This window comes from Gracilinema caldarium, from assembly GCF_029265695.1.
Taxonomy (GTDB): Bacteria; Spirochaetota; Spirochaetia; order Treponematales; family Breznakiellaceae; genus Gracilinema; species Gracilinema caldarium_A.
The window spans coordinates 25,267-49,606 of record NZ_JAJUHW010000011.1 but is presented as its reverse complement, the minus strand read 5'-3'; the positions used below and the strand labels follow the sequence as shown (position 1 = coordinate 49,606).

24 protein-coding genes and 1 tRNA gene are annotated in these 24,340 nt (G+C 49.3%); 9 read left to right on the top strand and 16 right to left on the bottom strand.

The genetic code is table 11. The annotated features are described in order from the left end of the window. Positions 1–4: 4 nt before the first annotated feature. Genes fliF through fliJ form a run of 5 tightly spaced genes read left to right on the top strand, consistent with a single transcriptional unit; the run spans position 5 to position 5,563 of the window. On the top strand, positions 5–1,711 hold the full coding sequence (fliF, locus tag Q7P68_RS05565) for a flagellar basal-body MS-ring/collar protein FliF (protein ID WP_304223823.1): 1,707 nt from the start codon (positions 5–7) through the stop codon (positions 1,709–1,711). A gap of 3 nt (positions 1,712–1,714) precedes the next feature. After that, positions 1,715–2,788 (top strand): flagellar motor switch protein FliG, encoded by a 1,074-nt coding sequence (fliG, locus tag Q7P68_RS05560; RefSeq protein WP_304223820.1) that lies wholly within the window; start codon positions 1,715–1,717, stop codon positions 2,786–2,788. A gap of 3 nt (positions 2,789–2,791) precedes the next feature. Next, positions 2,792–3,742, top strand: coding sequence for a flagellar assembly protein FliH (gene fliH, locus Q7P68_RS05555; RefSeq protein ID WP_304223817.1), 951 nt, complete (start codon positions 2,792–2,794; stop codon positions 3,740–3,742). Between the two features lie 19 nt (positions 3,743–3,761). Further along, a complete protein-coding gene (locus Q7P68_RS05550) occupies positions 3,762–5,105 on the top strand; it encodes a FliI/YscN family ATPase (protein ID WP_486187665.1) in 1,344 nt (447 codons plus the stop codon). Further along, positions 5,105–5,563, top strand: coding sequence for a flagellar export protein FliJ (gene fliJ / locus Q7P68_RS05545; protein WP_304223812.1), 459 nt, complete (start codon positions 5,105–5,107; stop codon positions 5,561–5,563). The genes Q7P68_RS05550 and fliJ overlap by 1 nt, the downstream gene beginning before the upstream one ends. Here the strand turns inward: fliJ and Q7P68_RS05540 are convergent. The 11 genes from Q7P68_RS05540 to Q7P68_RS05490 are packed head-to-tail and all read right to left on the bottom strand — an operon-like array spanning position 5,553 to position 16,472. After that, positions 5,553–7,211 (bottom strand): nucleoside kinase, encoded by a 1,659-nt coding sequence (locus Q7P68_RS05540; protein ID WP_304223809.1) that lies wholly within the window; start codon positions 7,209–7,211, stop codon positions 5,553–5,555. The genes fliJ and Q7P68_RS05540 overlap by 11 nt on opposite strands. Next, positions 7,211–7,423: a hypothetical protein gene (locus Q7P68_RS05535; protein WP_304223806.1), complete on the bottom strand. Its 213-nt coding sequence runs from the start codon at positions 7,421–7,423 to the stop codon at positions 7,211–7,213. Before Q7P68_RS05535 ends, Q7P68_RS05540 begins: the two co-directional genes overlap by 1 nt. Before the next feature lie 11 nt (positions 7,424–7,434). Continuing rightward, entirely contained in the window at positions 7,435–8,268 is an 834-nt protein-coding gene (locus Q7P68_RS05530; RefSeq protein WP_304223804.1) for a hypothetical protein, read from the bottom strand. A 29-nt stretch (positions 8,269–8,297) separates the two neighbouring features. Beyond that, a complete protein-coding gene (locus Q7P68_RS05525) occupies positions 8,298–9,173 on the bottom strand; it encodes a hypothetical protein (protein ID WP_304223801.1) in 876 nt (291 codons plus the stop codon). Then, the gene (locus tag Q7P68_RS05520) at positions 9,170–9,490 is read right to left on the bottom strand and encodes a DUF4387 domain-containing protein (RefSeq protein WP_304223799.1); all 321 of its coding nucleotides are present in this window, start codon (positions 9,488–9,490) and stop codon (positions 9,170–9,172) included. The genes Q7P68_RS05525 and Q7P68_RS05520 overlap by 4 nt, the downstream gene beginning before the upstream one ends. Continuing rightward, positions 9,487–10,884: an acyclic terpene utilization AtuA family protein gene (locus Q7P68_RS05515; protein ID WP_304223798.1), complete on the bottom strand. Its 1,398-nt coding sequence runs from the start codon at positions 10,882–10,884 to the stop codon at positions 9,487–9,489. The genes Q7P68_RS05520 and Q7P68_RS05515 overlap by 4 nt, the downstream gene beginning before the upstream one ends. After that, positions 10,877–12,154 carry a methylaspartate ammonia-lyase gene (locus Q7P68_RS05510; RefSeq protein WP_304223795.1) on the bottom strand — a complete coding sequence of 426 codons (1,278 nt, stop codon included), beginning with the start codon at positions 12,152–12,154 and terminating at the stop codon, positions 10,877–10,879. The genes Q7P68_RS05515 and Q7P68_RS05510 overlap by 8 nt, the downstream gene beginning before the upstream one ends. Continuing rightward, the gene (locus Q7P68_RS05505) at positions 12,151–13,599 is read right to left on the bottom strand and encodes a methylaspartate mutase subunit E (protein WP_304223792.1); all 1,449 of its coding nucleotides are present in this window, start codon (positions 13,597–13,599) and stop codon (positions 12,151–12,153) included. The genes Q7P68_RS05510 and Q7P68_RS05505 overlap by 4 nt, the downstream gene beginning before the upstream one ends. Continuing rightward, positions 13,592–15,019 carry a glutamate mutase L gene (locus tag Q7P68_RS05500; RefSeq protein ID WP_304223788.1) on the bottom strand — a complete coding sequence of 476 codons (1,428 nt, stop codon included), beginning with the start codon at positions 15,017–15,019 and terminating at the stop codon, positions 13,592–13,594. The genes Q7P68_RS05505 and Q7P68_RS05500 overlap by 8 nt, the downstream gene beginning before the upstream one ends. A 1-nt stretch (position 15,020) precedes the next feature. Further along, the gene (gene glmS / locus Q7P68_RS05495) at positions 15,021–15,476 is read right to left on the bottom strand and encodes a methylaspartate mutase subunit S (protein ID WP_304223785.1); all 456 of its coding nucleotides are present in this window, start codon (positions 15,474–15,476) and stop codon (positions 15,021–15,023) included. A gap of 9 nt (positions 15,477–15,485) precedes the next feature. Further along, a complete protein-coding gene (locus Q7P68_RS05490) occupies positions 15,486–16,472 on the bottom strand; it encodes a GntR family transcriptional regulator (protein ID WP_304223782.1) in 987 nt (328 codons plus the stop codon). A gap of 148 nt (positions 16,473–16,620) precedes the next feature. On the opposite strand from Q7P68_RS05490, the gene Q7P68_RS05485 reads away from it, so the two are divergent. Continuing rightward, a tRNA-Arg gene (locus tag Q7P68_RS05485) sits at positions 16,621–16,694 on the top strand. 2 nt (positions 16,695–16,696) lie between these two features. On the opposite strand, the gene Q7P68_RS05480 is transcribed toward Q7P68_RS05485, so the two are convergent. From Q7P68_RS05480 to Q7P68_RS05460, 5 genes are all read right to left on the bottom strand, one after another. Beyond that, complete coding sequence (locus tag Q7P68_RS05480; protein WP_304223780.1) at positions 16,697–16,978, bottom strand: hypothetical protein; 282 nt, start codon at positions 16,976–16,978, stop codon at positions 16,697–16,699. A 9-nt stretch (positions 16,979–16,987) separates the two neighbouring features. After that, entirely contained in the window at positions 16,988–17,620 is a 633-nt protein-coding gene (locus Q7P68_RS05475) for a hypothetical protein (RefSeq protein WP_304223777.1), read from the bottom strand. Further along, positions 17,620–18,537 carry an ArsA family ATPase gene (locus Q7P68_RS05470; RefSeq protein ID WP_304223774.1) on the bottom strand — a complete coding sequence of 306 codons (918 nt, stop codon included), beginning with the start codon at positions 18,535–18,537 and terminating at the stop codon, positions 17,620–17,622. Before Q7P68_RS05470 ends, Q7P68_RS05475 begins: the two co-directional genes overlap by 1 nt. A gap of 15 nt (positions 18,538–18,552) precedes the next feature. Further along, positions 18,553–18,837 carry a DUF7990 family protein gene (locus Q7P68_RS05465; RefSeq protein WP_304223771.1) on the bottom strand — a complete coding sequence of 95 codons (285 nt, stop codon included), beginning with the start codon at positions 18,835–18,837 and terminating at the stop codon, positions 18,553–18,555. A gap of 101 nt (positions 18,838–18,938) precedes the next feature. After that, entirely contained in the window at positions 18,939–20,627 is a 1,689-nt protein-coding gene (locus Q7P68_RS05460) for a carbon starvation CstA family protein (protein WP_304223769.1), read from the bottom strand. A 160-nt stretch (positions 20,628–20,787) separates the two neighbouring features. On the opposite strand from Q7P68_RS05460, the gene Q7P68_RS05455 reads away from it, so the two are divergent. From Q7P68_RS05455 to Q7P68_RS05445, 3 genes are all read left to right on the top strand, one after another. Beyond that, complete coding sequence (locus Q7P68_RS05455; RefSeq protein ID WP_304223767.1) at positions 20,788–22,368, top strand: sigma-54 interaction domain-containing protein; 1,581 nt, start codon at positions 20,788–20,790, stop codon at positions 22,366–22,368. A gap of 260 nt (positions 22,369–22,628) precedes the next feature. Beyond that, on the top strand, positions 22,629–23,948 hold the full coding sequence (locus tag Q7P68_RS05450; RefSeq protein WP_304223764.1) for an ammonium transporter: 1,320 nt from the start codon (positions 22,629–22,631) through the stop codon (positions 23,946–23,948). A gap of 13 nt (positions 23,949–23,961) precedes the next feature. Continuing rightward, the gene (locus tag Q7P68_RS05445) at positions 23,962–24,303 is read left to right on the top strand and encodes a P-II family nitrogen regulator (RefSeq protein WP_304223762.1); all 342 of its coding nucleotides are present in this window, start codon (positions 23,962–23,964) and stop codon (positions 24,301–24,303) included. Positions 24,304–24,340 lie beyond the last annotated feature (37 nt).

Below are 24,340 nucleotides of genomic sequence, written 5' to 3'. Positions count from 1 at the left end.
GAACATGAACGAATGGCTGCAAAAGTTTATTGAACAGATTAAGACCCTGTGGGGTAAGTGGACCCTGGTCCAACGGCTTATCCTCATCGGTATTGTCGTGGCCGCCCTCGTGGCGATCGTGGTGATGGTACGAGTTTCGGCTACTCCTACTATGGTACCGATTATAGACGCCCCCATTAAAGACGAAACAGCCCGGGACCGGATTATTACCCGCATAAACGAAGAGGGTGTAAAAACCTCTGTTTCGTCCACGGGCGTAATCATGGTAAGTGATGAAAAAACCGCCCGCCGGCTAAGATCCATTTTAATTCGTGAAGACCTCATCCCAAGCGGAACCGACCCGTGGGCCATTTTTGACCGGGACCGGTGGACGATTACCGATTTTGAACGGAACGTTAACCTGAGGCGGGCCATCACTCAAATGGTCACCGAACATGTTAAAGCTCTGGATGATGTAGATGATGCGAACGTAACTATTGTTATGCCGGAGCGGCAGCTGTTTCAAGCAGATCAGAATCCAGTTACCGCCAGCGTTATTATTACCCCCCGGCCGGGCAGTGATATTGCTACAAATCGTAAAAAGATTGAGGGTATTCAGAAAATCCTGAAATTCGCCGTGGAAGGGCTCACGGATGAAAATATCGTTATTACTGACCAGAATGGTCTCGTCCTGAATGATTTTGCAGGCATGCAGGATTTGGATCGGCTTGAACTTTCTAAACGGGAACAGCGGCTTATCCAATCATTGGAAGCCCAATACCGAGCGAGTGTTCTAAAAGCGCTCCAGCAGATCTATACTCCTGACCGCGTACGGGATCTGAATATTAAAATTGAAATGGATATGTCTAAAAAGGCAATCCAGACCGAAGAGTTTTTCCCCATCACCATAAAGCCAGATAATCCTGATACTCCCTACGATGACTCAGAGGTTGTTAAGTCCATCACCCGGTCCCAGAGCACCAGTTCTACCAAGTGGGAAGGCACGGGCTTTAATCCTGAAGGTCCTGCCGGTGTGGAAGGCCAGACACCGCCGGCTTTTAAGGATATGTCGAATCTGTATGGCAAAGTAGAACAGCAAACCCTTACCCAGAACGAAGAAATTAACAAGCGACAAATCCAAGAAGATCGGAGTCCCACGATTAACCGGGTTACTGTTTCGGTCAACATCGACGGTCGTTGGAAAGTGAAATATAACGAAAAAGGCGAACCGATTATTAATAAGGAAAATAGCATTGAACGGGAATATATCCCTATTCCCGATGAAGAGCTAAAAAAGGCACAAGCTCTCGTGCAGGATGCTATCGGGTTTAACCGGAGCCGCGGAGATTCGGTAACCGTTCAAAACATACAGTTTGATCGGACTAAGCAGTTTGCGGAAGAGGATGCGGCCTTCTTGCGGCAACGGCAATTCCAGGTTACCATGTTACTGTTGCTGGTTGGGATTACGGTTCTGCTCGTATCCTTCCTGATTTTCCGTCTTGTTTCCAGAGAATTGGAACGACGGCGGCGCCTGAGGGAAGAAGAGCTTTCACGCCAGCACCAGATGATGCGGGAAAGCGCTTTGCGGCAGGCCGAAGAGGAAGGCGTGGAAGTGTCTATGTCTGTGGAAGAGCGGAAGCGGCTTGAATTGCAGGAAAATGCAATCAATATGGCCAAGGAACATCCTGAAGACGTGGCACAGCTTATCCGTACCTGGCTACTGGAGGAATAGGGAATGGCAAAGACAACGTCGCCGGCCGCTGCCACATCTCCAGCGGCAGCCGGGAGCGGCAAAAAAAGTAAAACCAACAAGGAACTCACGGGCCGGCAAAAGGCAGCCATTTTTTTGGTTACCATTGGGTCTGAAATTTCTGCGGAAATCTTTAAACATCTGCGGGAAGATGAAATAGAAACCCTTACCTTTGAAATCGCTCGGCTTGAAACGATTGAACCGGAACAGAAGGACGCAATCCTCATGGAGTTCCAGGAACTCATGATGGCCAGCGAGTTCATTACCACCGGTGGTATAGACTATGCCCGGGAGCTTCTGGAAAAATCTCTGGGCAGCCAGAAGGCTATCGATATTATAAACCGACTGACAAGCAGCCTGCAGGTCCGGCCCTTCGATTTTATCCGGAGAACAGACCCAGCCCACTTGCTTAACTTTATTCAGCAGGAACATCCCCAAACTATTGCGTTGATTTTAGCATACCTAGAACCGAATAAGGCCTCTATTATTTTACAAAGTCTCCCCCATGAGGTTCAGAGCGATGTGGCCCGCCGAATTGCAACCATGGACCGGACAAGTCCGGAAGTTTTGCGGGAAGTAGAACGGGTTCTTGAAAAGAAACTTTCTACCCTGTCCAGCGAAGACTATACCGCGGCAGGCGGTGTAGAAAGTATTGTAGAGATCCTGAACCTGGTAGACCGTTCCAGCGAAAAACAAATAATCGAAGCTCTGGAAGACGAAGACCCAGAACTTGCGGAAGAGATTAAAAAGCGCATGTTCGTATTCGAAGATATTGTTATGCTGGACGACCGGGCTATTCAGAAGGTACTCCGGGAAGTGGATTCACAGGAACTTGCCAAGGCTCTCAAGTCGGTGGATACAGAAGTTCAGGACAAGATATTCAGGAACATGTCCAAACGGGCTGCTGGCATGCTTAAGGAAGACATGGAGTATATGGGCCCCATCCGGCTTAAGGACGTGGAAGAGGCACAGCAGAAAATTGTATCTATCATCCGGCATCTTGAGGATACTGGTGAAATTGTGGTCGCCCGCTCTGGCGAAGACGAACTGGTGGTGTAATATATGGCCAAGGCGGTTTTTAGGCCCGGAGAGGTGCTGGTCAGCAACAAACCTGTTGTACTTGATGTTCCTCAGAAGATGAATCAGTCATTCCAGTCACAAAAGGAAGAAGAGGTTCAAAATTTAGAGGAATTTGAAGATTACCAGGGACCGACCGCCGATGATCTCAGGCGGGAAGCTGAGGCTTTTAAGGTTCAGTGGGAACAGGAAAAGGCTGCTATGATTAATGCAGCCAAGGCTGAGGCCGAGGCTATCATTAAAGAAGCGGAGGCTGCGGCTTTTCAGGAAGTAAAACGAAAGACCGATCAGGCCCAACAGCTTCGCCGCCAGGCCGAGGACGAAGCTGAACGAATCATAGCCGAAGCAAAACGAAAGGCCCAGGAGATAGAACTGGCGGCCCAGCAGGCCTTTGAAAAGGAACGAAAAGAAGCTGAGGCAGCTGGCTTTGCCGCCGGCCGCGAAGCTGGTTATGCAGAAGGCCGAGCAGAGGTTCAGCGCCTGGTCGAACGGGCCCATCAAATTCTGGAGCGAGCCCAGGATAAACGGGCAGAAATTCTAGCCGAAACAGAGCAGCAAATCGTAGATCTGGTGCTCCTGATTGCCCGCAAGGTTATAAAGGTTATTTCCGAAAACCAGCGCAATGTGGTGGTATCCAATGTAGTCCAGGCCCTCAGAAAGGTAAAAGGCCGGGGCGATATCATTATCCGTGTCAATGTGGATGACCTCAAACTTACCACTGAACACATAAAAGATTTTATACAGCTCATAGAAGGGGTAAAGAATATCCAGGTTGTGGAAGATTCTTCGGTGGACCGGGGCGGCTGCATAATCGAGACCGATTTTGGCGAAATAGATGCACGAATTTCGAGTCAGCTGGCCGAACTGGAGCAAAAAATACTGGAAATTTCTCCTATCCGAGCAAAAGCCCGGACCGCTCCGATCGACGAACGGTAAGAGGCTTCATATGGCAGCGCTGGATTCAATTCTTACCAAATATATCGAAGCTACCGATCAGATCGATCCCATAAAGTGCGTAGGTCATGTTACCCGTGTCCAGGGACTGCTTATAGAAAGCAGGGGGCCCCAGGCAATTATCGGCGAAGTGTGCAGGATTTATGCCCCTAAGGGCCGCGGTGTTATACGGGCGGAAGTAGTGGGGCTCCGCGGCGAAACGGTTCAGCTTATGGCATATGATGAAACAGCGGGTATAGAAGTGGGAAACCGTGTCGTTTCGACCGGGGAGCTCCTTTCTGTACCGGTAAGCAATAAGCTACTCGGAAGGGTTCTTGATGCTCTTGGTAAGCCTACCGATGACAAGGGCGATATCGAAGCTCCTCTCTACTATCCGGCCCAGGCAGATCCGCCCAATCCGCTCAAACGGAAGCGCATTACGGAGCGTATAGTGACCGGTGTGCGGGCAATCGACGGACTATTGCCGGTTGGCAAGGGACAGCGGATGGGTATCTTTGCCGGGTCAGGCGTGGGTAAGTCCACCCTGCTCGGCATGATTGCCCGGAACACCAATGCGGATGTTAATGTGGTCGCCCTTATTGGCGAGCGGGGCAGGGAAGTAAACGATTTTATTGCCAATGACTTGGGCCCAGAAGGTCTTGCCCGGTCGGTTATTGTGGTTTCTCCTTCCAGTGCTCCGCCCCTGGCTCGCCTGCGGGGTGCCTATGTGGCTACCGCGGTGGCCGAATATTTTCGGGACCAGGGCCTGGATGTGATGCTCCTTTTCGACTCTGTTACCCGCTTTGCCCGGGCCCAGCGTGAAATTGGCCTCGCCATCGGTGAACCTCCCGCTACCCGGGGCTATCCTCCCAGTGTGTTCGATTCCATGCCAAAACTCCTTGAACGTTGCGGTACCAGCGACCGGGGTACCATTACCGGTTTCTATACCATTCTGGTAGATGGGGACGATATGGATGAGCCTATTGCGGATACGGTCCGAGGAATTCTGGACGGCCACATGGTTCTGTCCCGCAGGCTTGCTGAACGGTACCATTATCCAGCGATAGATGTGCTTGCCAGTGTGTCGCGGCTTGCGCCGGTCGTGGCAGGGCCAGTAAGTAGAAAAGCAGGAGGTTATATCAGACGCCTCCTTGCAACCTATGCGGAAGCAGAGGACCTGATCGATGTTGGCGCTTATAAAGCGGGCAGCAATCCGGCCATAGACGAAGCAATTGCAAAAAAAAGCGCCATCGACGCATTCTTGATTCAAGCGGTAGAAGAAAAAAACAACATAAAGGAAACACTCCAAGCCATGGGAAACCTGGCTAATATGCAGATTCCAGATGATGAGCTGGGTGTATATTGATGAAACGCTTTCGTTTTAGTCTGGATAAACTCCTAGAACTGAGGCAGTATTATGAGCGGGAAGCCGAGCTTGCCTTAGCCAAAGCCATGGGAGAGTTACAGGAGATTCAAAACCGTTTGCAGAAGCTTGCGGAAGATCGGGCCGCTGCTGCCCAAGAACGGTTCAAGCCCGGCCGTACGGTCGCACAAATACAAGCCACGGACATGTATATTTTGCGGCTCGATAAGACCAAGGAAGCCCTGCTCGAAGCGGCTGCCCGGGCGGAGCTTCTTGTGGCAGAAAAAAGGCAAGCCTTTATAGAGGCTTCGAGGGACCGAAAAGTCTTGGATAAACTTAAGAAAAAACGGCATAAGGAATACAAATACCAGCTTTCTTTGGAAGAAATCAAAACAGTCGACGATATTTCAAGCGGATCCAGGGCCCGCAAGCATACCGTCGACGGGGATGCTAGTACTTAAATTCACTGTCTCCGATAAATTCCCGTAAAATACTTTGGCTCGGCACATATTGGGATGGAATGGGCGCAAAGTTTTCTAGGAAAGCCAAGAGCCGAACCGCTTCGGAATATTCGCTCATGGTAGGCTTAACCGATTTTAAGAGCGGTTCGGCGTAAACTTTGAGGACTGCAAGCTCATAGTCCAATGCCGAATTAAAAGCGATGTCCGCCGTATCCTGGTAGGGGAAAATATGTTTTTTTTCGCCCCGTTGAACGCTGGGCCACATACGAATTGTCCCTGCGGCAGAATTTCCCCTAAATTGATAATCCCGCACCATGCGGCGGATAAGACGGTTGTCGCTTGTGGGGATGCGGTTGTGGTCATCCAGATTAAGCTGGGTAAGGGCGGATACATAGAGCTTGAATTTTCTGTCCCGTTCTATATGGCTTGTAAGCTTGTCATTAAGACCGTGTATACCTTCCAAAATCAGGACGCTCCGGCGGCCCAGCTGGATTTTTTTACCCCCGCTTTCCCTGCGCATACCGGTTTTAAAGTCATAACTGGGAATCTCTACTTCTTTGCCCTTAAGAAGGTCTACTAATTGTTCGTTCAAATATTCCACGTCCAATGCTTCCAGGCATTCATAGTCGGGCTTGCCTTCTTCATCCAGGGGCGTCTTGTCGTGGTTCACATAGTAATCGTCGAGGCTCACCGGAATGGGGTCGAGTCCCAGAACCCTCAGCTGTATAACAAGACGTTTGGCTGTTGTTGTTTTGCCTGAACTGGATGGCCCTGCAATGAGTACGACTTTGACTGTTTCCCGTTTGTCATAGATTGAATTCGCAATTTCTGCAAGTTTTTTTTGCTGGAATGCTTCGGCAATTTGAATGAATTCCCTGATTTTTCTGCCTGCTATGAGGGCGTTCAAGTTTCCCACCGAATGGACTCCAACAATCCGGCCCCATTTTTTATATTCCTTGTACACCGCAAAAATTTTGGGGCTATCCTCGAATGGATCCAGTTTGGTATAACAACCCGAAGGAGGAAAGCGAAGAAGAAAACCATTTTCATAGGCCAAAAGTTCAAAGGTTGTTAATAGCCCGGTCCTCGGTACCAATGGCGCAATGGAAACATCGATAAAACCATTGCATTCATTTACCGGCACCATTCCTTTACTTTGCTGTTCAAGAAGCAGCGCCGTATCAGTCTGGTTGTTTTTTGTAAAATGTTCCAGGGCTTCCCTATAGGAAAGATAAAAGAACCGGATGGGTATATTTTTTTGAACTAGTTCTTTCATTTTTTGAGAAAGGCCATTAAGTTCTTCTGCAGTAGGCTTTTTTTCATCAGAAAAACTATAGTAATAACCATGTCCTAAGGAATGGCCTACCTGTAAAGTCCGTTCCGGGAATAGTTCCTTTGCAGCCACCGCAAGCAGGAATGAAAGAGATCTACGATATATCGAAGTACCTTCAGAAGAATTTAAGGTGACCGGTTCCAGGGTGCTGTTCACCTCCAGTCTGCTTGAGAGGGCAAAAAGCTCATTGTTTGCCTTTACCGCCACAATAGGGCAATCTTGTTTCCCAAAATGTTCAAGCATGGTTTCAGCTCTGGTCCCATAGGCGGTTTTAATACTATGACCATCGGGAAAGCGTACTTCAATTTCGTTCATCAGTTGTTTCCTCCCTGTTCTGTTCCCTTAGAGTATAATACCTTTATGGTATTTATCCATGGCCGGGGTCCCACAAATTGCAGGGCAGGAGGCAGGGAACGGGATAGCTCGTCGGCATTATTAAAACCTTCCAGTACAAAAGCAAGCTGAACATGAGTTTCAGAGGAAAGAGAACTTTCTGATGCTAGATCTAAAATTTCATTTATATTCATGATTGCTAACCTTAAAAGAGTTCAAGTTGAACAAGCTGCGCTGTCTTTTTTGTCTGCCGATTGCTTGCAGGTTCGGCATTAAGTCTCGTTTTAATGGATCTTAAAGCATTTTTCATAGATGGTGTTACAAATTTACCATCCGTTGCTGCCAGGCTCGCATCGATGGCTTGTATAATGCGAGCCCTGAAATGGGGCTCTTTTTCTTCTTTTTTTAACAAAGCCAGAGCAAGGCAGCAGCAGCCATCGGCCTGTCCAAGGGTGGAAATGAGGAGGGATAAAAAGTCTTCCATAGGATATCCCTCATCATATAAAGCACAGAGGCTATCAATCCCATATCGCATAGCAAGAGCCGGACCATCGGCTCCTAAGTGATGATGCATTTCATATAATATTTTTTCAAAATGCTGTTCAAATAAATATACCACTCCTTGCCTGATTGCTTCTGCGGCCTGATCCGCCCGGATTGCCAGGGGATGCTGGGCACGGCGAAGCTGGGAGTATACATTGTCCAGCGCTGCATTGGGGAGCGCTTTGTATGACTTGCCAGTACTTTCTGAAAGCCAGGTTTCAAAGAGCGGTTTGAGAACCCCAGGGGGGCTGTCATCTGCGATGTGTTGAATTGCTTCTTGTACAGTCCCTTTATTGCCGTCGTATAAGGCTTTGATTGCTATGACAAGCCATTTCCAATTGAGCAGTTCAGAATCTGTTATATGTTCAAGGCGTTTCAGGGCCTCAGGATTATCCATTCCGTTGGTTACTGCATCAAAGGCATCGACCAAGGCCCAGTGTTCTGGCAGGGGATTCGGTTGTTCCAGCAGGGTGTAGGGATCAACAATGGGTTTCATTTTAGGAAAGCATACCCTTATCTGGCCTTTTAAGCAAGATTTTTGTGAGCTGCGAGGGGTTTCGTTTTAAGAAACGAAAGGAGTACCTCTTCCCAGTGGTCTGTCTTTCGCCCTTCGTCTATGAATTGGTTATATAAGGTATAGATATGGTCAAGAATAGCCTTTTTTTGCTCCGTTTCGATATCGGCGGCACCTAAAAAAAGCCGTTCACTGAATCGCTGCATTTCTTCAGGAGGAAACAAGGCACTGTCGAAGGCAGAGAGGGCATAAAACGCCGCCGGGATACAGTTAATGCTATGTTGTTTTACATACAAAATAGACTCAGTAATGGAAACCGCGCCGGCTATGAGTTCATCAATATAAGGGGCGAGTTCTTCTTTTGCATTCAATCTTTCCACCATGGCCCGGAAGGCCGTATAGGTTCTGCAGACCACCATGACATGGAGGCTGGGAATGCACATTAAATGGGGGTCAAAGAGGTGAATGATGATAAAACGCAGGCGTTTATAATAGCGGGGGCGTTTGGTGGTGGAAAATCCTTTCCGGTATACTTCGGCGGCAAAGCTGTAGAGCCTTCCCATGCAATATATAAATGAGGCGACCTCTTCCTCCGCATCTTTGCCAAATCTTTCCATGAGAAAGGCTGCTGATCGGATCCAGAAATAGACAAAGTCTAAGTAAATGTCTACTTGTTCCGGCTTAAAGGGAATCTCATTGTCCAAAGGATGGTCTACCTGATAAACCGGAGTCATAGGAAGCAATTTCTGTTTGTACTGGAGGCCGAAAAAATCTCGCAGGGCTGTTCCGAGGCAGAATAGCCCCGCTTTCCGTATCTTTTTATAACGCAACAGGCTGAACACGCTGAAAAGCACTGAACGATCCGCAATGTGTTCCTTTTGCTTCATGTAAGCTCCCACTCCAAGTCTAGAAGGGGACCGTGCTGCTGGGCGCCGTAAATATCCCGGTCTCCCGGAGCACCGGAGGGTATGAGCCGTTTTAAGGTTGCCTTGATTGCATGGGCGGGCTCAAAATACACCACCGACAGAACCTCTTCTTCTTTGACTCCGTAGAGGGTAGCAATTAGAGCCTTGTTTATCAAGTTCCGGGATTTGAAAAATTCATATATTTCCCGCTCTTTGAACATAATGTCCAAGGTAAGTTCAAAGGGTCCAGAGTTTTTTGAACGGATGACCCGGGCTTCGTCGATGAGTCGGATTTTCATTGGATCCTTCCTTTGTGAATGGTGAGCATTTTGCGGCCCTCTGGCCCAGGAAAGTTAACAGGATCAGAGATAGGCATCAGGTGGTACACTGAAAACTCATAGACCGTCCCCATGCTGATGTCCGAGGGCGAAAAGGGAAATGCCAGATTTCCTGCGGTAGCAATGCGGCCTTCATAGCCGTAATGGAGCAGGGTAGACCGGGTAACGCTGGTCAGAGTTTCGGCTTCTTCCTGGGTGGGGGCTACCGATTCAATCACAATACCAAGTTCATAGGGTTTGTTGTTTTGCCACTGTTTTTTTAGTCCTATTTCTCCTTGGCCCATAACGCCGTCCCGGCCGTAGACATGGAAGTATACCTGTCCCCGGCTGCTGGTTCCCATGCTTTGTACCTGGGCGCTGACCTGCTTTAAGATCGTATCGATGGAAGCAATCATTATGGGGTCCCGGACGCCGGCAATGCTAATGCTCCGGTAGCCTACGGGCCGAGCTCCCTCGAGTTTTACCTTGTAGGGCTCAGTCGGGATATTCCTGCTTCCCCGGACTTCTACCTTTCCCTCTCCAAGATCGCTAAAGCTGCAGTCCCGCAGGTCCAAAATGCCCCCCGGTCCGGGTAATTCATAGGGGTTGCTCTTTTCGTAGAGCGTATGGGCCGCTGCGGAGGCCACGGTAAACTGCCGCTTTGGATTAGGCGCTTCGAGAATAAAGGAATGGTCAGTCAGGGTTGCAAAGGCGCAGTCTGCCCCTGATCCCGGCGTGGCGGCAATAGCTCCGCATTCCAGGATCTTTCCCATATGGATAGCGAGTCCTTCGTCGTAGCCCAGGAGCAGGGGCAGGGCTGCAAAGTTTGCCGGGTCGTAGCAGCGGCCCGCTAAAACAACATCGGCCCCGTCCCTGAGGGCTTGGACCAGCGGTTCCGGGCCAAGCTGGGCAACCAGGTGTGTGGTGGAGTCCAGGGCTTCTTCTGTCAGGGGCGGCACGAAGGGAAGGCTTTCGACGGTGCCTTTGTGGAGGGCCTGTCTGACCGTTTCTTTGGTGACATCCGCTGGAATAACCGCCATTTTAAAGGAAAGCTCTTCTTCCCGGGCAATCTCCAGTATGATGTCATAGCACCACTGTAAATGCGGTGCCGCCCCGCTGCCGCCAGCGGTCCCGACAATAACGGGTACATTGAGTTTTCTGCCTGCAGTCAGCATGTACCGTAGGTCCCGCTTTACAAAGGCCCGATTGGTAAAGGCCTTACCACTTCCGAGATAATAGGGACCGGGATCGCTTGAACCCGCGTCAACAGCGATCACATGGGGTTTTCGATCCACGGCACGCTGAAAAGATTCTTCGGGAAACCCATAGCCCAGGATGGCTGTGGGAGAAAGTATACGCAATTCCTGATTAGGCATGATGGCTCCTTAACTCAAAGGTTGAACAAATACGGGCCATTTCATTGGTCACGATACAGTATCCTTCATCAAAACCCATGCCGGGTTTGGCCAGCATCCGTTCTGGCCGGCTTGCCATGGCTAGATGTACGCAGGCCCGGGCAGAAAGATCCGTTTCGTTGCAGGTACCGCCCTGGTAGGCTTCTACGCCAGCCTTTTTGCAGTACAGAACCGCATCTACAATATCCTGAAGCCCTCCCAGATCGGGGGTTTTAATTTGGATCATATGGCAGCTATCCGCATCGGCAAAGTCTTTGATATCCTGCAGGGTGTTGCACCATTCATCGGCCACTATTTTAACCGGGGAACCTAGCTTTGAAAGCTCCCGCTTTATTGCCCCCAGACCTTCCATCTGCCGTTCCCGGTGTTCTAAGTCTATGGGGCCTTCAATATAGAGATCAAAGGGGCTTGCATCTTTTTCGAGGGATGCGAGGTAGGAAGCTACCCGGACTGGATCATTGTTAAAGATTTGCCCGATCGTTCCGTACACATCCACATGGAGGGATGGCTTATAGGATGGGTTCATCCTGAGTTCTGTGATACGGCGGCTGAGCCAGCGCAGATAATCCTTAAGCTTTTCGCCCTGGCGGCCCAGTTTTTCATCCACATTGTTGATGAGCCCGTGGGGCAGGGCATCTACACCCTTGAGGATCATTTTGTCCGCATTAGTATAGCGGTCGTCGCCGGTCTGGCCGAATACAGGTACCGGTATTGCGATAATAGGCAGGTTCCATTCCTCAGCCACAATTTCTGCGGGGATCATACCTGCCGCTTCTGCTCGAGCATAGAGCAGGGCCTGAGTAAGGCCATAGCGGAGGGCTGTATGGAGTATTTTAGGCTCTTCCGGGTGTTCTGACAGGGGATCGGGAACCTTTAGATTGTCAATTACTCCAGCGCAGCGTCGGAACGAATCCAATTCCATACCTTCCAAAACGGGCTTTACATGCTTTTCCAGAAAAGGAATATACCGCGCCGGATCTAATAACGGGTCCCGGCCACCGGCCCCCGAATACTGGACCGCTGCACAGTCTCCATAGGCAAAGCGGCCGTTTTCCAGTTCCAAGGTCACGCAGATGACTTTGCCTGGCTGCCGGATACGGACAAAGCCCGGAGTTATGGGCTTTCCGGTGTAGACAAAACCGTCGTGGCCCGCCCCGGCCTTTATAGCCCGCTGGTCGTCAAAAAAGAAGGCGCTGGCCCCCTCCCGAAAGGATACTCTCTTAATTTTCATAATGGCCTCCCTACTAACCGGCCCTTGCCGATCGCATAAATATCGTCTGTTACCATCCTGAGGCTTACTAGCCGCCCCTCTGCCTTAGCCCGGTCTTCCAGTCGTTCCCGGTGGAAGTCCAGCACGTCCTGGGGCAGGGGTAGGGATCCGGCTTTGAAAATCCGCACATAGCCTTCGTTATCCCGCATGGGAAGAATCTTCCCCTGGTTTTGGTTCGATGGCGCAAAGGGTACGTCGATAATGCCCGCCTCAAAGGCCCGGACCGCCGCTTCTTCGGGGTCCCGGCCCGAACTGAGGGCAAAGGCTCCCTCCAAAATTGCCCGGGTTTCCCGCTCGATAAGGGCCACCTCCCTCTGGACCGCCTGGGAATCCAGCATGCCCTGGTCGCTTAGCATGTTTACGATCTGCCTGCTCGTCCTGAGTCCCTGGGCATTAGCCTCCTTGGTGGGGATACCCATGGCCTCATGGGGGGACTTCACAATGATTTTGGTGGCCCCCGCAAGCCGGCCCGCCACGGAACCCCAGGAAATGACGCCAAAGGCCTTTGCTTCGTCTTCCGGGAAGCCGCCCATCCACTGGTGGAACACCGTGGTAAGCTCCACATGTTCAAAGCCGGCTTCGCTAAAGTAGGTGCGGGCCAGGTTTCTAAGGCTGATGATTGCCGCCACATCCTGTATCAGGTTTCCGCACTGTCCGTAGCCTAAAGTGAGGGAAACCACCCCCTGTTCCAGGGCCAGAAGCCCCTCCAGGATTGCTACCGCGTGGGAAACGCAGGGGGGGACCAGAGTGCCTGTCAGAGGTCCAAAGGGTTCCCGGTTTATACGCACCCCTGCTTCTTCGTAAAGGCCCACAAGGCGGTCCACATATTTCCAATATTGGATTGATGAACGCAGGGGGACATTTTTAGCATAGGGAATATTGTAGCTGATGCCGCCCCCTTCAAAGGCGGTAAAGCCTGCCGCGAGGGTTATCTCCGCCAAAAGCCGTGCATCGGGGGTTCCGTGCCTGACCTGGACCGGTTTGGAAACCGCCTCGGTTACCCTGCGGCACTCGGCTACCCCGTGATTTACCGCAGGAAAGCCGTTCAGGAGGCTTGTGCCTGCCGCCTGGGATTTTTCGATACCCTTGGCAGCCTCGGTATACCGGTTCTGCCGGGTATAGGCGTCTATCGTAGTGGGGAGCAGATCCGCTTCCCCCTCGGTCTCCAGGTATTTAAGGAGCCGTATATGTTCATCCACCAGGGCAACCCCTGCCCGGGGCTGTAAAAGGGTTCGCCCCTCCGCATCGGCCTTTTTCATAGCCGCGGCAAAGTTTTTTTCCTCCGGTATAGCCCGCTGCAAGGCGACCGCAGCGTCAAAATCGACGTCCGCTCCTGTCGGCCAGGACTTGAGCACCTCAGTCCGTTGGGTTTCGAACGATTCCTTGCTCATCTTACGATCAATCATGGATATTCTCCCTTTGTAAACTCTGTATAACCAGGTCCCTGGCGGCTTGAGGGTATGTCAGGGCAAGATTTGCCGCCAGGGGAATAATATATTCACTATCCCGGAAGTACTCGATCGAATCGAAGCGGGGTAAAAGCCGCTTTGTTTGGGGCCAGCTTTTTCCTTTAGTTTCATTTTCTGAAGTGAAATAGGATTCCAGGGCGGAATGGATTATATTGATGGACAGTTCACGGGCAAGACGGCCGCCGCTGCCAATGATGCGTCGTATCCTGGAAAGGTCCTTACCCTGCTGGACCCAGAGGAGCCCCTCGGGGGTAAAGGTCGGCGAAAGGGTTCCGCCGTGTCTCCCGATAGACTCGGCGACGCAAATAACCGCAAGCAGATTGTCGAGTTTTAGTTCTTCTTCTGTAAGGGGCAAAATCCCCGTATTGGCGCCTATCCTTTCGAGCCACTTTGCAAGGCTGCGCTGTTCTTGTTCATTCAGGATCCGCTTGATATATGTGGAGCCCGCATCAGCGACAAAACGGGCGCTCACCCTGAGCCCTAAGTCGCCTTCTACGGTCCGTTTCAGCCTCGTTTCTGGAATACCCCGGTAGACCCGGTCCGATTCTTTACTGTAGGGATCACTGAGGCTATACACATCGGTGGTAGCTCCGCCCATATCAAGCACAAGGAGTCCTTCATCTGTTTCGTCCAACAGTGCCACCAGGTCGTATACTGCCGCTGGTGTAGGCCGGGGCTCCGCGCTGGCTATTTCCCGCACCGAAGCGAGACCCCGGCCTTCGATAATCCGCCTTAGAAAGATATCCCCTATCGCTTTTCGTGCCTCATCGACTTGTACCGATTCTAAATCGGGCAAAATATTGGCCGATCCCTGGGCATCTTTACCAGCGTCTTGTAAGATGGCGAGGACTTCTTCCCGTACGGTCTGGTTCCCCGCATACAGTATGGCAGAGCTCAGTCCAGATGATGCAAGCATTTTCGCATTGTGGAGCACATAGGATTCATCTCCTCCGTCGGTCCCGCCGCTCAGGAGTATAATGTCGCTCCGCAATGTTTCGAGCTTTTCTATATCCGACCTGGTTAATTTATATGAAAAGCTGGCGATAACCTTGCCGCCTGCGGATGCGGCGGCCATTTTTGCGGCCTTAAGCGTGAGGTCCGGCACAAGACCAATGGCAGCGATGGTAAGGCCCCCCTTCGCGCTGGAAGATACAAAGACCTCGGGACGATCTCCCCTAGTGTAGCCAATTGGAACTCCATGTAAGAGTGTATGGTATACTTTGTTAAATCCCATAACGAGGTTGTCTACCGTCGTCGGGCTTGCTTCCCGCAACACACAGGTATGGTCTGAGAGATCAACCAGCATGCCCTTGGTCCAGGTGGAACCTATATCGATAGAAAGGGCCAGCTTTGCCACCTTAGCGGCCCTCCGCTGCCTTTTTTTGCCGCCGTGCTTCTATATCCTGGATGAGTTCTTGAACCGCCTTATCTAGATCGGTATCAGGCGGAAAAACCCGGTCGTATCCCATAGAGCGAAATTTTTCTTCCACTTCAGAAAAGTCCTTTTTCCCGACCACCAGGTTACCGCCGACCCAAAGGATTATGTCGCCAATACCCCGTTCAATACAGCGGCCCCGCAGGCCGTCACAGTCAATCTCCCCGTGGCCATACAGACTGGAAACCAGGATGGCGTCGGCGGCGCTTTCGATAGCCGCTGAAATGAACTCATCTTGGCTTACCATGACTCCGAGGTTTATGACCTTAAAACCCCGTTCGGTAAAAAATGCATCAAGTATTTTATTGCCCACCGAATGGCAATCAAAACCAATCACTCCGAGTACTATCGTATAGGGCCGTTTTTCCCGTTCTACCATAATTTACTCCTACTGGGCCAAGAGATCCCGGACTCGCTCTTCTACATAAATGACAGAACCCCGTTCAACCTGGTAGTCGAAGACGATGAGCTTTCCGCCACGGGAGGTAAAATCCTGCAAAGACGCCTGGGCTACTTTTCCCTCGGGCTGCTTCCATGAAGGGGGCACAATAATGACCTCCTTATCGGCGAGAAAGAGGGGCAGCCGATCCAGTTCGGCATAGCGGAGAACTTCCACGCCGTCGTCGATCATAAGATCCCGCAATTTATTAAGGATGATGTCACGGAACTGCCGGCTTTCGCAGATGATGCCTAATTTACGGCCCGGCTTTATCGTTGCCAGGGCTATGATTGTATCCTGGGACGGAGAAAGGGCTACCTGGATAAGCTTTTCTTTTATTCCCGGCGCCATGCCGAGTACTTCCGTATAATGACGGGCGGAGGTTAATACCAGATCAAAGGGAGAGAGCTTCTTTTCCACCTCAGCAGTTGATGCAAGGTCATCGAGTAAAAAAAGGGTAAGCGGCATGGTGGTTAAAAAGTTAAGCTGTTTTCGAAATACCGCCAATGCTTCCGGATTACAATCTACCACCGCGATGGAAAGTTCCTCGAACATTCGCTCCTTTTCCAAAATGCCGAGCTCTATGAGGGTGCGAATTTCGCGGTAGGAAAAACGAAGATTACGCAATGTGTCGATAAGTTCTGCTATGAGGCTCACCGCTTTTTCCTTGCGGCTTGTCTCGGCCACGTCCTGCTGGGCGGAAATGAAACTTCCCCTGCCGGGAATAGATTCCAGAATCTGGGACCGGGTCAATTCTTCGTAGGCCCGGTTTACGGTGCCCCGGGCAATGCCAAGGCTTTCCGCCAGCTCGCGTTCTGTGGGGAGCTTATCCCCTGGTTTTAATACACCGGCCCGCAATTTTCTGGTAATCTGTTCGATAATCTGCCGGTATACAGGGCTATCGCTTGATTTGTCTATGTTGATTTCTAAGGCCATGGGCTACTCCTGGTATAATCCATATTTAATGGACTATACCAATAGTGTCCTATGAGATTTAACTTTCGTCAAGACTTATTTACAAGGAGCAGATGAGTGCGCTGGCCTTGACAAGCGCCGCATTATTCGGTGAAATATGGCGTATCCTGCGACACTAGCTCACCTGGATAGAGCAGCTGCCTTCTAAGCAGCAGGTAGGGGGTTCGAGTCCCTCGTGTCGCGTTTTATACAGTTTCTACCACATATCCGGGAAATTCCTTTAAGAATTCTTCCCTGAGCCGCCGTTCTATGGTGCTGCGAATCTGTTCGGTCACAACTCCGCAGGTCAGACAGGGAAAGCGCGGTGTGGCAATATCCATGACAATAAGGAACTTCTTTTCGCTTTCGCTGTAGCTTATCCGTTTTACCAGGTTAAGCTCGGCAACAGAAAGCTCTGTTTCCGGTTCCTTAACCCGACGCATGATGGCTTCGAATTTATCCGCCATTTCTTGGTTGATTTGGGCCATATATGCCTCCTACTTTTCCCAGAATAGGGAAAGGTGCTTGTATAAGGATCCCAAGAGCGCTTCGATACCATGCCGTTTTGGTTCCATAAAGATATAAAAGTTAGAATTGTCCCGATAAACGCAAAAATGCTTTAATAATTCTGTCTGTTCGCTTTCTTCAAGCACTTTATGCAGCCGTTCTTCCAGCTTTGGTGCGTCCCACAGGAGTACATAAGTTCGTTTCCCCTTGGTAATTCGATCCTGCTTTAGTTTTTCAATGCCGGTGATGGTTTGGGAAATCTTTTTAAAATACCGCTCTTCGATAATATGCCCCTCGCCGGCAAGTTTGCGATCTGTAAATATGGTGAGATAATAGCGGTCCTTGCCTCCTAAAAGGAGAACTACTGGCATATAAAAGGCGGACTGCCGGGGAATAAGTGCAAAGGTTCCCTTTGCATTGGTAAAGGGATCCTTAAGCGTATAAGTAAAGTTATAGCCGATAGCTCCGCCTATGTTTACATATTCTTTATCCTTTGGATTTAAAATGGCTTCTGTTTCACTGGCGATAAAGCCCGCGATCCATTTGTTTTTTTTCATGCCCCGGAAATAACTGAAGACTGCAAACAGGGCAAGCAGAGTCAGGGGAAGGATATACCAATTCATCAATTACTCCTCATATGGTGTACCAGCGGTGAGACTTCAAGTTTTGCCAGGTCGTCCAGCACTAAAATGCCCTCTTCAAGCCGGTTAAAGGTAAAAATGGGAATGCTTTTAAAGGTTGTCCGCAGCCGTTCACCGCGGCTGTCATCAATAAGAAATTTGTTATAGCATAGGCTCGATATGGGAACATCCAGCTTACCAAGCTCATCTCGGATGCGCAGAGATTCAGAAAAACTTAATTCATCGGGATTTAGTACTACCGAAATGTAGCTTTCCTTGGCAAAAAGCTCTTGCAACGCTTCAAGCCGTTTGTGTATGGCCCCAAGTTTTTGGTAGATTGGATCCTCTTCCTTTTTTACCTGTCCGCCCAACACGTTAGCTTCAGGATTTAATTTTAATAGTACCCGCCGTTTTTCCAGGATTGTTTTCCGCAAATTGGAGAGTTCTTGAATCCAAAGGCCAGATATGGCAGGCATGGCAAGAAATCGAAGTGTAAGAGCTGTGGGAGGAGTATCAAATATAATGATGTCGTAGCTGTCTTTATAGGTTTTAAAGATGTGTTCAATTGCCCACAAGACTGCATATTCTTCGGTCCCTGGTGAATATTTCATAATGTCCAGATACTTATTGAGGTCGATGACTACATTGTACCGGTAAGCATTTTGAATCTCACCTCGACTTTCTTCCAAATATTTCTGTACCCATTCGGCAAGGTCTATTTCTATCCCGTCTAAATTTTCCCGTATAGGTCTGAGGTTATTAGCCAGCTTGGTGTGAAAGACGTCCCCTAAATTATGGGCAGGATCTAATGAGCATATAAGGACCTTAAAACCGCTTGCAGAGAGCCGGTAGGCCGTGGCTGAAGAAAGGGTTGTCTTGCCGACACCGCCTTTTCCCAAGAAAAACGCGAGTTTCTTCATATAGTTTCCATTGTGTTAATCAATATTGAGCATTCCAACCAGGGCACCCAAGGGGTCCTGTGCAAAGTCAGCTCTACTTGTCATGGTACGGATTTCATCTTCCATAAGGGGAATGAGCTCAAAGGCAATTGCGGGAGGGGGAGAAGGCAGTCCTACAAGGCTTCCCAATACCATAAGGGAAAAGAGGTTTTGTAACTCTTTAACTTCGAATTCAAGCATCTCTGTTGCTTTTTCCCGGTGAACCTGCCGGACGATATACCATACATTTTTAAGTTTTTGTAATATTTCTTCCTTAGTCATACTATCCTTTAAACATGACTCCGCTCTTGTGCGGAGCCTTTTAGTCATTTCAATAGTTCTGTCCTATGGGATCCCATAGGACAGAACAAAAAAGGGTTACATTAGGCGTTTGCCTTTTTCCCTGAGAAGTTCTTTGTGAAACTTACAATCATCACGAAATTGAGGATCAGCATGATGATGTTAATAACACCAACGACACTGCCCGTAATGACTTTCATCGTATCTTCCATCTTTACAAAGAAGGTGGGCACAATAATGACTTCATACCAGATCAGGGCTACCGTTACGGTGACCCAGAGGAATATGGCCGGGATAAGAACCACATTGGTATATTTCGGATTAAGCTTGTTCTTTACCCAGATTGCTGCGGTCAGCATGACGATAGATGCAATAAGCTGGTTTGCACCTGAGAATGCGGGCCACAACGTGGTGTAACCACCGGATCGAGCAAGGAAAATACCTAAAAATGCAATTATAATGGATGCAACCCATTTGTTTTCCAGAATGTTGTATAATCCGGAAGCTTTGTCTTTGAGGGGCAAGGCCATTTCCTGAACAAGATAACGGCCAAGCCGGTTTGTAGTATCCAAGGTGGTAAGGGCAAATGAGCTAACCCAAACAGCCGCAAAGAGGTTCATAAACTCCTTCGTAAAGAAGGGGATCGTAGTACTTACCATGGATCCATAGGAGAGTACAAAACGATTGAGTGCGGGAGTCTTCATAATTGCTGCAGTATCACCCATCGCGATATCTCCAAAGCTTGCGATTGAAATAACAACGATGGTGGATAGGAAACCTTCGGTGAGCATAGCGCCGTAGCCAACAAAAAGGGCGTCCTTTTCGGTAGCTAATTGTTTTGAGCTAGTTCCAGAGGCAACCAAGGCATGGAAGCCCGATAGGGCACCGCAGGCGATGACGAGGGGTACTGTGGGCCAGAACGGTGAAGGCTGTCCTCCGATCACCTTGGCAGAGAAACTGGTAAATAGAGGAATTGAATCAAAGGCTCCGAAAGAAACGAGAGCAGCAATTCCACCTATCAGTAATCCAAAGTAAAGTAGGAAGCTGTTTAAGTAGTCACGGGGCTGTAAGAGGAAGTTAACTGGCAATGCTGAAGCAATAACAATATATACAAAGATAACAATGAACCAGACATCCTTGCTTGCCTTTACAGGAAGTAAATCTCCTGCCCAGAAGGCTACAATGATAAGAATAACCCCAATAAGGGATCCCCAACCCATGCCGAGGGGAGACTTATACATAATAAAGCCAGCGATGATTGCGGCTACACAGAAGAAGAAGAAGGCGGAGAAGACCCGGCCGTCAGCGGCAAACTGACCAGCTACAATGTCACCGAAAGCTGCTACTACCAAGATACAAAGGAACAGGACGAACCATCCGAAGGATGATCCGGCTTTTTTACCAACCATGTCCTGGGCTACAAACTGTACTGAGCGGCCGTCATAGCGGACAGAAGCGGCAAGGGCCAGGTAGTCATGAATTGCACCGATAAAAATATTGCCAAACCAAATCCAGAGCAGTCCCGGTAACCATCCCCAGGCGACAGCCATTGCAGGGCCGGTAATCGGGCCAGCACCAGCAATGGATGCAAAATGGTGGCCGAACAAAACAAATTTGTTGGTTGGTACATAGTCGACACCATCTTGGAGCCGTTTTGAAGGAGCGTCCGGAGCTTCATGGCTTTTCAGGAGCTTGGACTGGATGGTTCTACCATATACAAAGTAGAACACAAAGTAAATTGCCAGGGCTATGATAGCTATTAACGCGCTCATAGTTCCTCCTATAAAAAAGATTGCTTTAATTTTGGCACTACTTTACGAATCTGTCAAATTAAACAGTTTTGTCGTTTTTTATTACAGCTGCTTTACTATTAGTAAATAAATTGGCGAGCATCTCTTGTAGGTTCCTACATTTTTGTAATAAATTAGTTTCATGGATATCATAGATGGTCTGCTTTCTGAACGGGATGAATTGCTTTTATTGTTGGATATCACAAGAACCTTGGATAAGCATGTAGAACTGCGGAGTTCCCTGGGACCACTTTTATCCCTCCTGGAAATGAGGACCTCCCTTGTCAGGGGTATGGTTACTCTGCTGGATCGGGCTTCCGGGCTGCTTAAAATAGAAGAAGCCCCGGCCCTTACTGCTGAAGAAAAGGAACGGGGCAAGTACCGGATGGGAGAAGGTCTTGTAGGTAAAGTCTTTGAAAGCGGTATTCCGATTGTGGTTCCTGATCTTTCAAAGGAAAACCGCTTTCTTAACCGGGCTGGAAGCAGAAAAAAGGAGGATCTTATTGGGCTTGCGTATTATTGCGTGCCCATAAAAACAGGAAATCAAGTATTAGGTACCTTGAGCGCTGAAAGACGTTTGCCCGAACAGCAGAAGGATGCAATTCTGCATTCGGATCAAAGGATATTGGAAGCAGTGGCTTCCATTATTGCAGATTCGGCGAAGCTGCGGGAGCGTATTCAGGAGGAACAATATCGGATCCTTGCATTGAGAGGGGCAGAAGAATCAAGTATTGAGGCGGCAAACCTTTCTGTACAGCTGGATCAGTCCGGGATAATCGGGACGAGCAAGGGTATTCGTTCGGTGCTGGAACTAGTTGCCCAAGTTGCTCCCAGCGATGCAACGGTTCTTATAACCGGAGAAAGCGGTACCGGAAAAGAGCTCGTTGCTTCAGAGATTCACCGGCAATCGAAACGGGCTCGGCAGGCTTTCATAAAGGTGAACTGTGCAGCCTTGCCGGAATCGGTTATCGAAAGCGAGCTCTTTGGGCACGAAAAGGGCGCTTTTACAGGGGCTCTGACACAACGAAAGGGCCGCTTTGAGCTTGCCCATGGAGGAACCATTTTTCTCGATGAAATCGGTGATTTGAGCCCCCAGGTGCAAGTGAAATTACTTCGGGTACTCCAGGAGCGGGAAATTGAACGGGTTGGAGGCAATCAACCTATTAAAATAGATGTCCGGCTTATTGCTGCGACTAATAGAAATCTGGAAGATGATATTAAAAGCGGACGTTTCCGAGAAGATTTATACTATCGCCTTAATGTGTTCCCTATACACATTCCGCCCTTACGGGAACGAAAAAGCGATATCATCCTGCTGGCAGATTTTTTTGCTGAAAAGTACGGTAAAAAGAACGGAAAGCTTATCAAGCGGATTTCCAGTCCTGCGTTAGACCTTTTATCGAGTTATCATTGGCCGGGAAATGTTCGGGAACTGGAAAACTGTATTGAACGGGCGGTAATACTCTCCACCGATAGCGTTATACATTCTTACCATTTGCCGCCGAGTCTTCAGTCTGCCCAGTCTACCCAAACTGAACCCACTACCACGTTGGAAGCAGCCCTCTCCCGGCTGGAAAAGGAACTCATAATTGAGGCTCTTAAAATAACCGGTGGCAACATGGCTGCCGCTGCGCGCCGGCTCGGTATTACAGAACGTCAAATGGGATTACGGGTTCATCATTATGCTATCCCCTGGAAACTTTATAGAACTACAAATTTGTAGGTATCAATTGTAATAACTACAAAAATGTAGGAATATTTTATATGACATGACCGCATGTATTCATAATATAAGGTTCTTTTCATGACCATCATAGAACTCATCATTTTTGGAATATTTTATTAAATCAATTTGTATAAAAGAAATATTTTATTTCAGAAATTTTATAATTAATTTGGATACAAAAATGTAATAAAATATATAGGGCTTGGCACGAAATCTGCTTTTTCATTGTCATACCACGTTTTTAGGAGGAACAATAGGTGAAAAAGCAGATGCTGTTTCTGGCGATGCTTTTCTTCTTGGTTACTGTTGCAGGTTTCGCAGAGGAAAGCATCGATTCTCTCACTGCTGCCATGGACATGATGTGGCTCGTATTGACCGGCTCGCTGGTGTTCTTTATGCAGGCTGGATTCGCACTGGTAGAAACCGGGCTTACCAGGGCTAAAAATGCGACGAACATCATCATGAAAAACCTCATGGATTTTTGTTTTGGATCCCTGGTTTTCTGGATGATTGGCTGGGGGCTCATGTACGGAGCTGACCAGTTCGGAGGTCTTATCGGTTTTTCAGACTTTTTCAAGGGGCCCATGGGGGATCCCAAGTTTTACCGGGATTGGTTTTTCCAGGTTGTTTTTGCAGCCACATCGGCGACCATAGTATCCGGTGCCATGGCTGAACGAACCCAGTTTAAGTCATACCTTATTTATACGGTGTTTATTTCAGCCCTCATATATCCCATTTCAGGCCACTGGATATGGGGCGGCGGATGGCTCAGTAAGCTCGGGTTCCACGATTTTGCGGGCTCTACTGTTGTCCACTCAGTTGGCGGTTGGGCAGCCCTTATGGGAGCCATCGTTATCGGTCCAAGGACAGGAAAGTATGTCAGGGCTGAAGGAAAGGTTGTCGTAAAAGCGTTTCCCGGCCACAACATTCCGCTTGCCGCTTTGGGGGTCTTTATTCTGTGGTTTGGCTGGTATGGCTTTAACCCCGGATCTACTCTTTCCGGTGTCAGTACCGATATAGCCCGGGTTGCGGTAACTACCACCCTTGCGGGGGCTGCCGGCGCGGTGAGTGCCATGATTGTATCATGGATCTGGTTTAAAAAACCTGATGCTTCCATGACCATGAACGGTGTCTTGGCTGGTCTTGTAGCTATCACCGCTCCCTGCGCGGTTGTTTCCCCGGGTGCTGCGGTTGTGATCGGTTTAATTGCGGGGCTTATTGTTGTTCTGTCAGTTGAATTCATCGATAAGGTATTAAAAATCGACGATCCAGTGGGCGCAGTATCGGTGCATATGGTGAATGGTGTTTTTGGTACCCTGGCGGTCGGGATTTGGGGCAATGTCGAAGGCGTAGCAGTGGGCGTACTGCATGGCGGCGGCTGGTACCAGCTGGCCGTACAGGCCTTGGGGGCCCTGACAGTCGGCCTGTGGGCTGGTCTGGCAAGCCTCATACTCTTTGTGGTTATCAAGGCTGTAGTAGGGCTCCGGGTATCAGAGAAGGAAGAGCTGATGGGTCTTGATATTACCGAACACAAGGCGGAGGCCTACTCGGGCTTCCAGATCTTCAGCAACATGTAGGCGGAGGGACATTATGAAACTGATAATAGCATACATACAGCCCCATAAATTAAATGAGGTTAAGCAGGAATTGTACCGGTCAGAAATCTTTAAGATTTCGGTAACCAATGCCATGGGTTGCGGGCAGCAGAAGGGGTTTCACGAGTCCTATCGAGGTGTTGATATTGAGGTGAACCTGCTTAAAAAGGTGAGAATAGAGATTGCGGTTAATGACAGTTTCGTAAAACCAACGATAGATGCCATCATTCGTGGCGCCCGGACCGGCGAAATTGGAGACGGCAAAATCTTTATTCTGCCTTTGGAGGAATGTATCCGTATCAGAACCGGCGAAACCGGCTCAGAGGCGATCGGGTAAAAGCAAGTCCCTGTTGCAGGGGGCCTACAAAAACGTA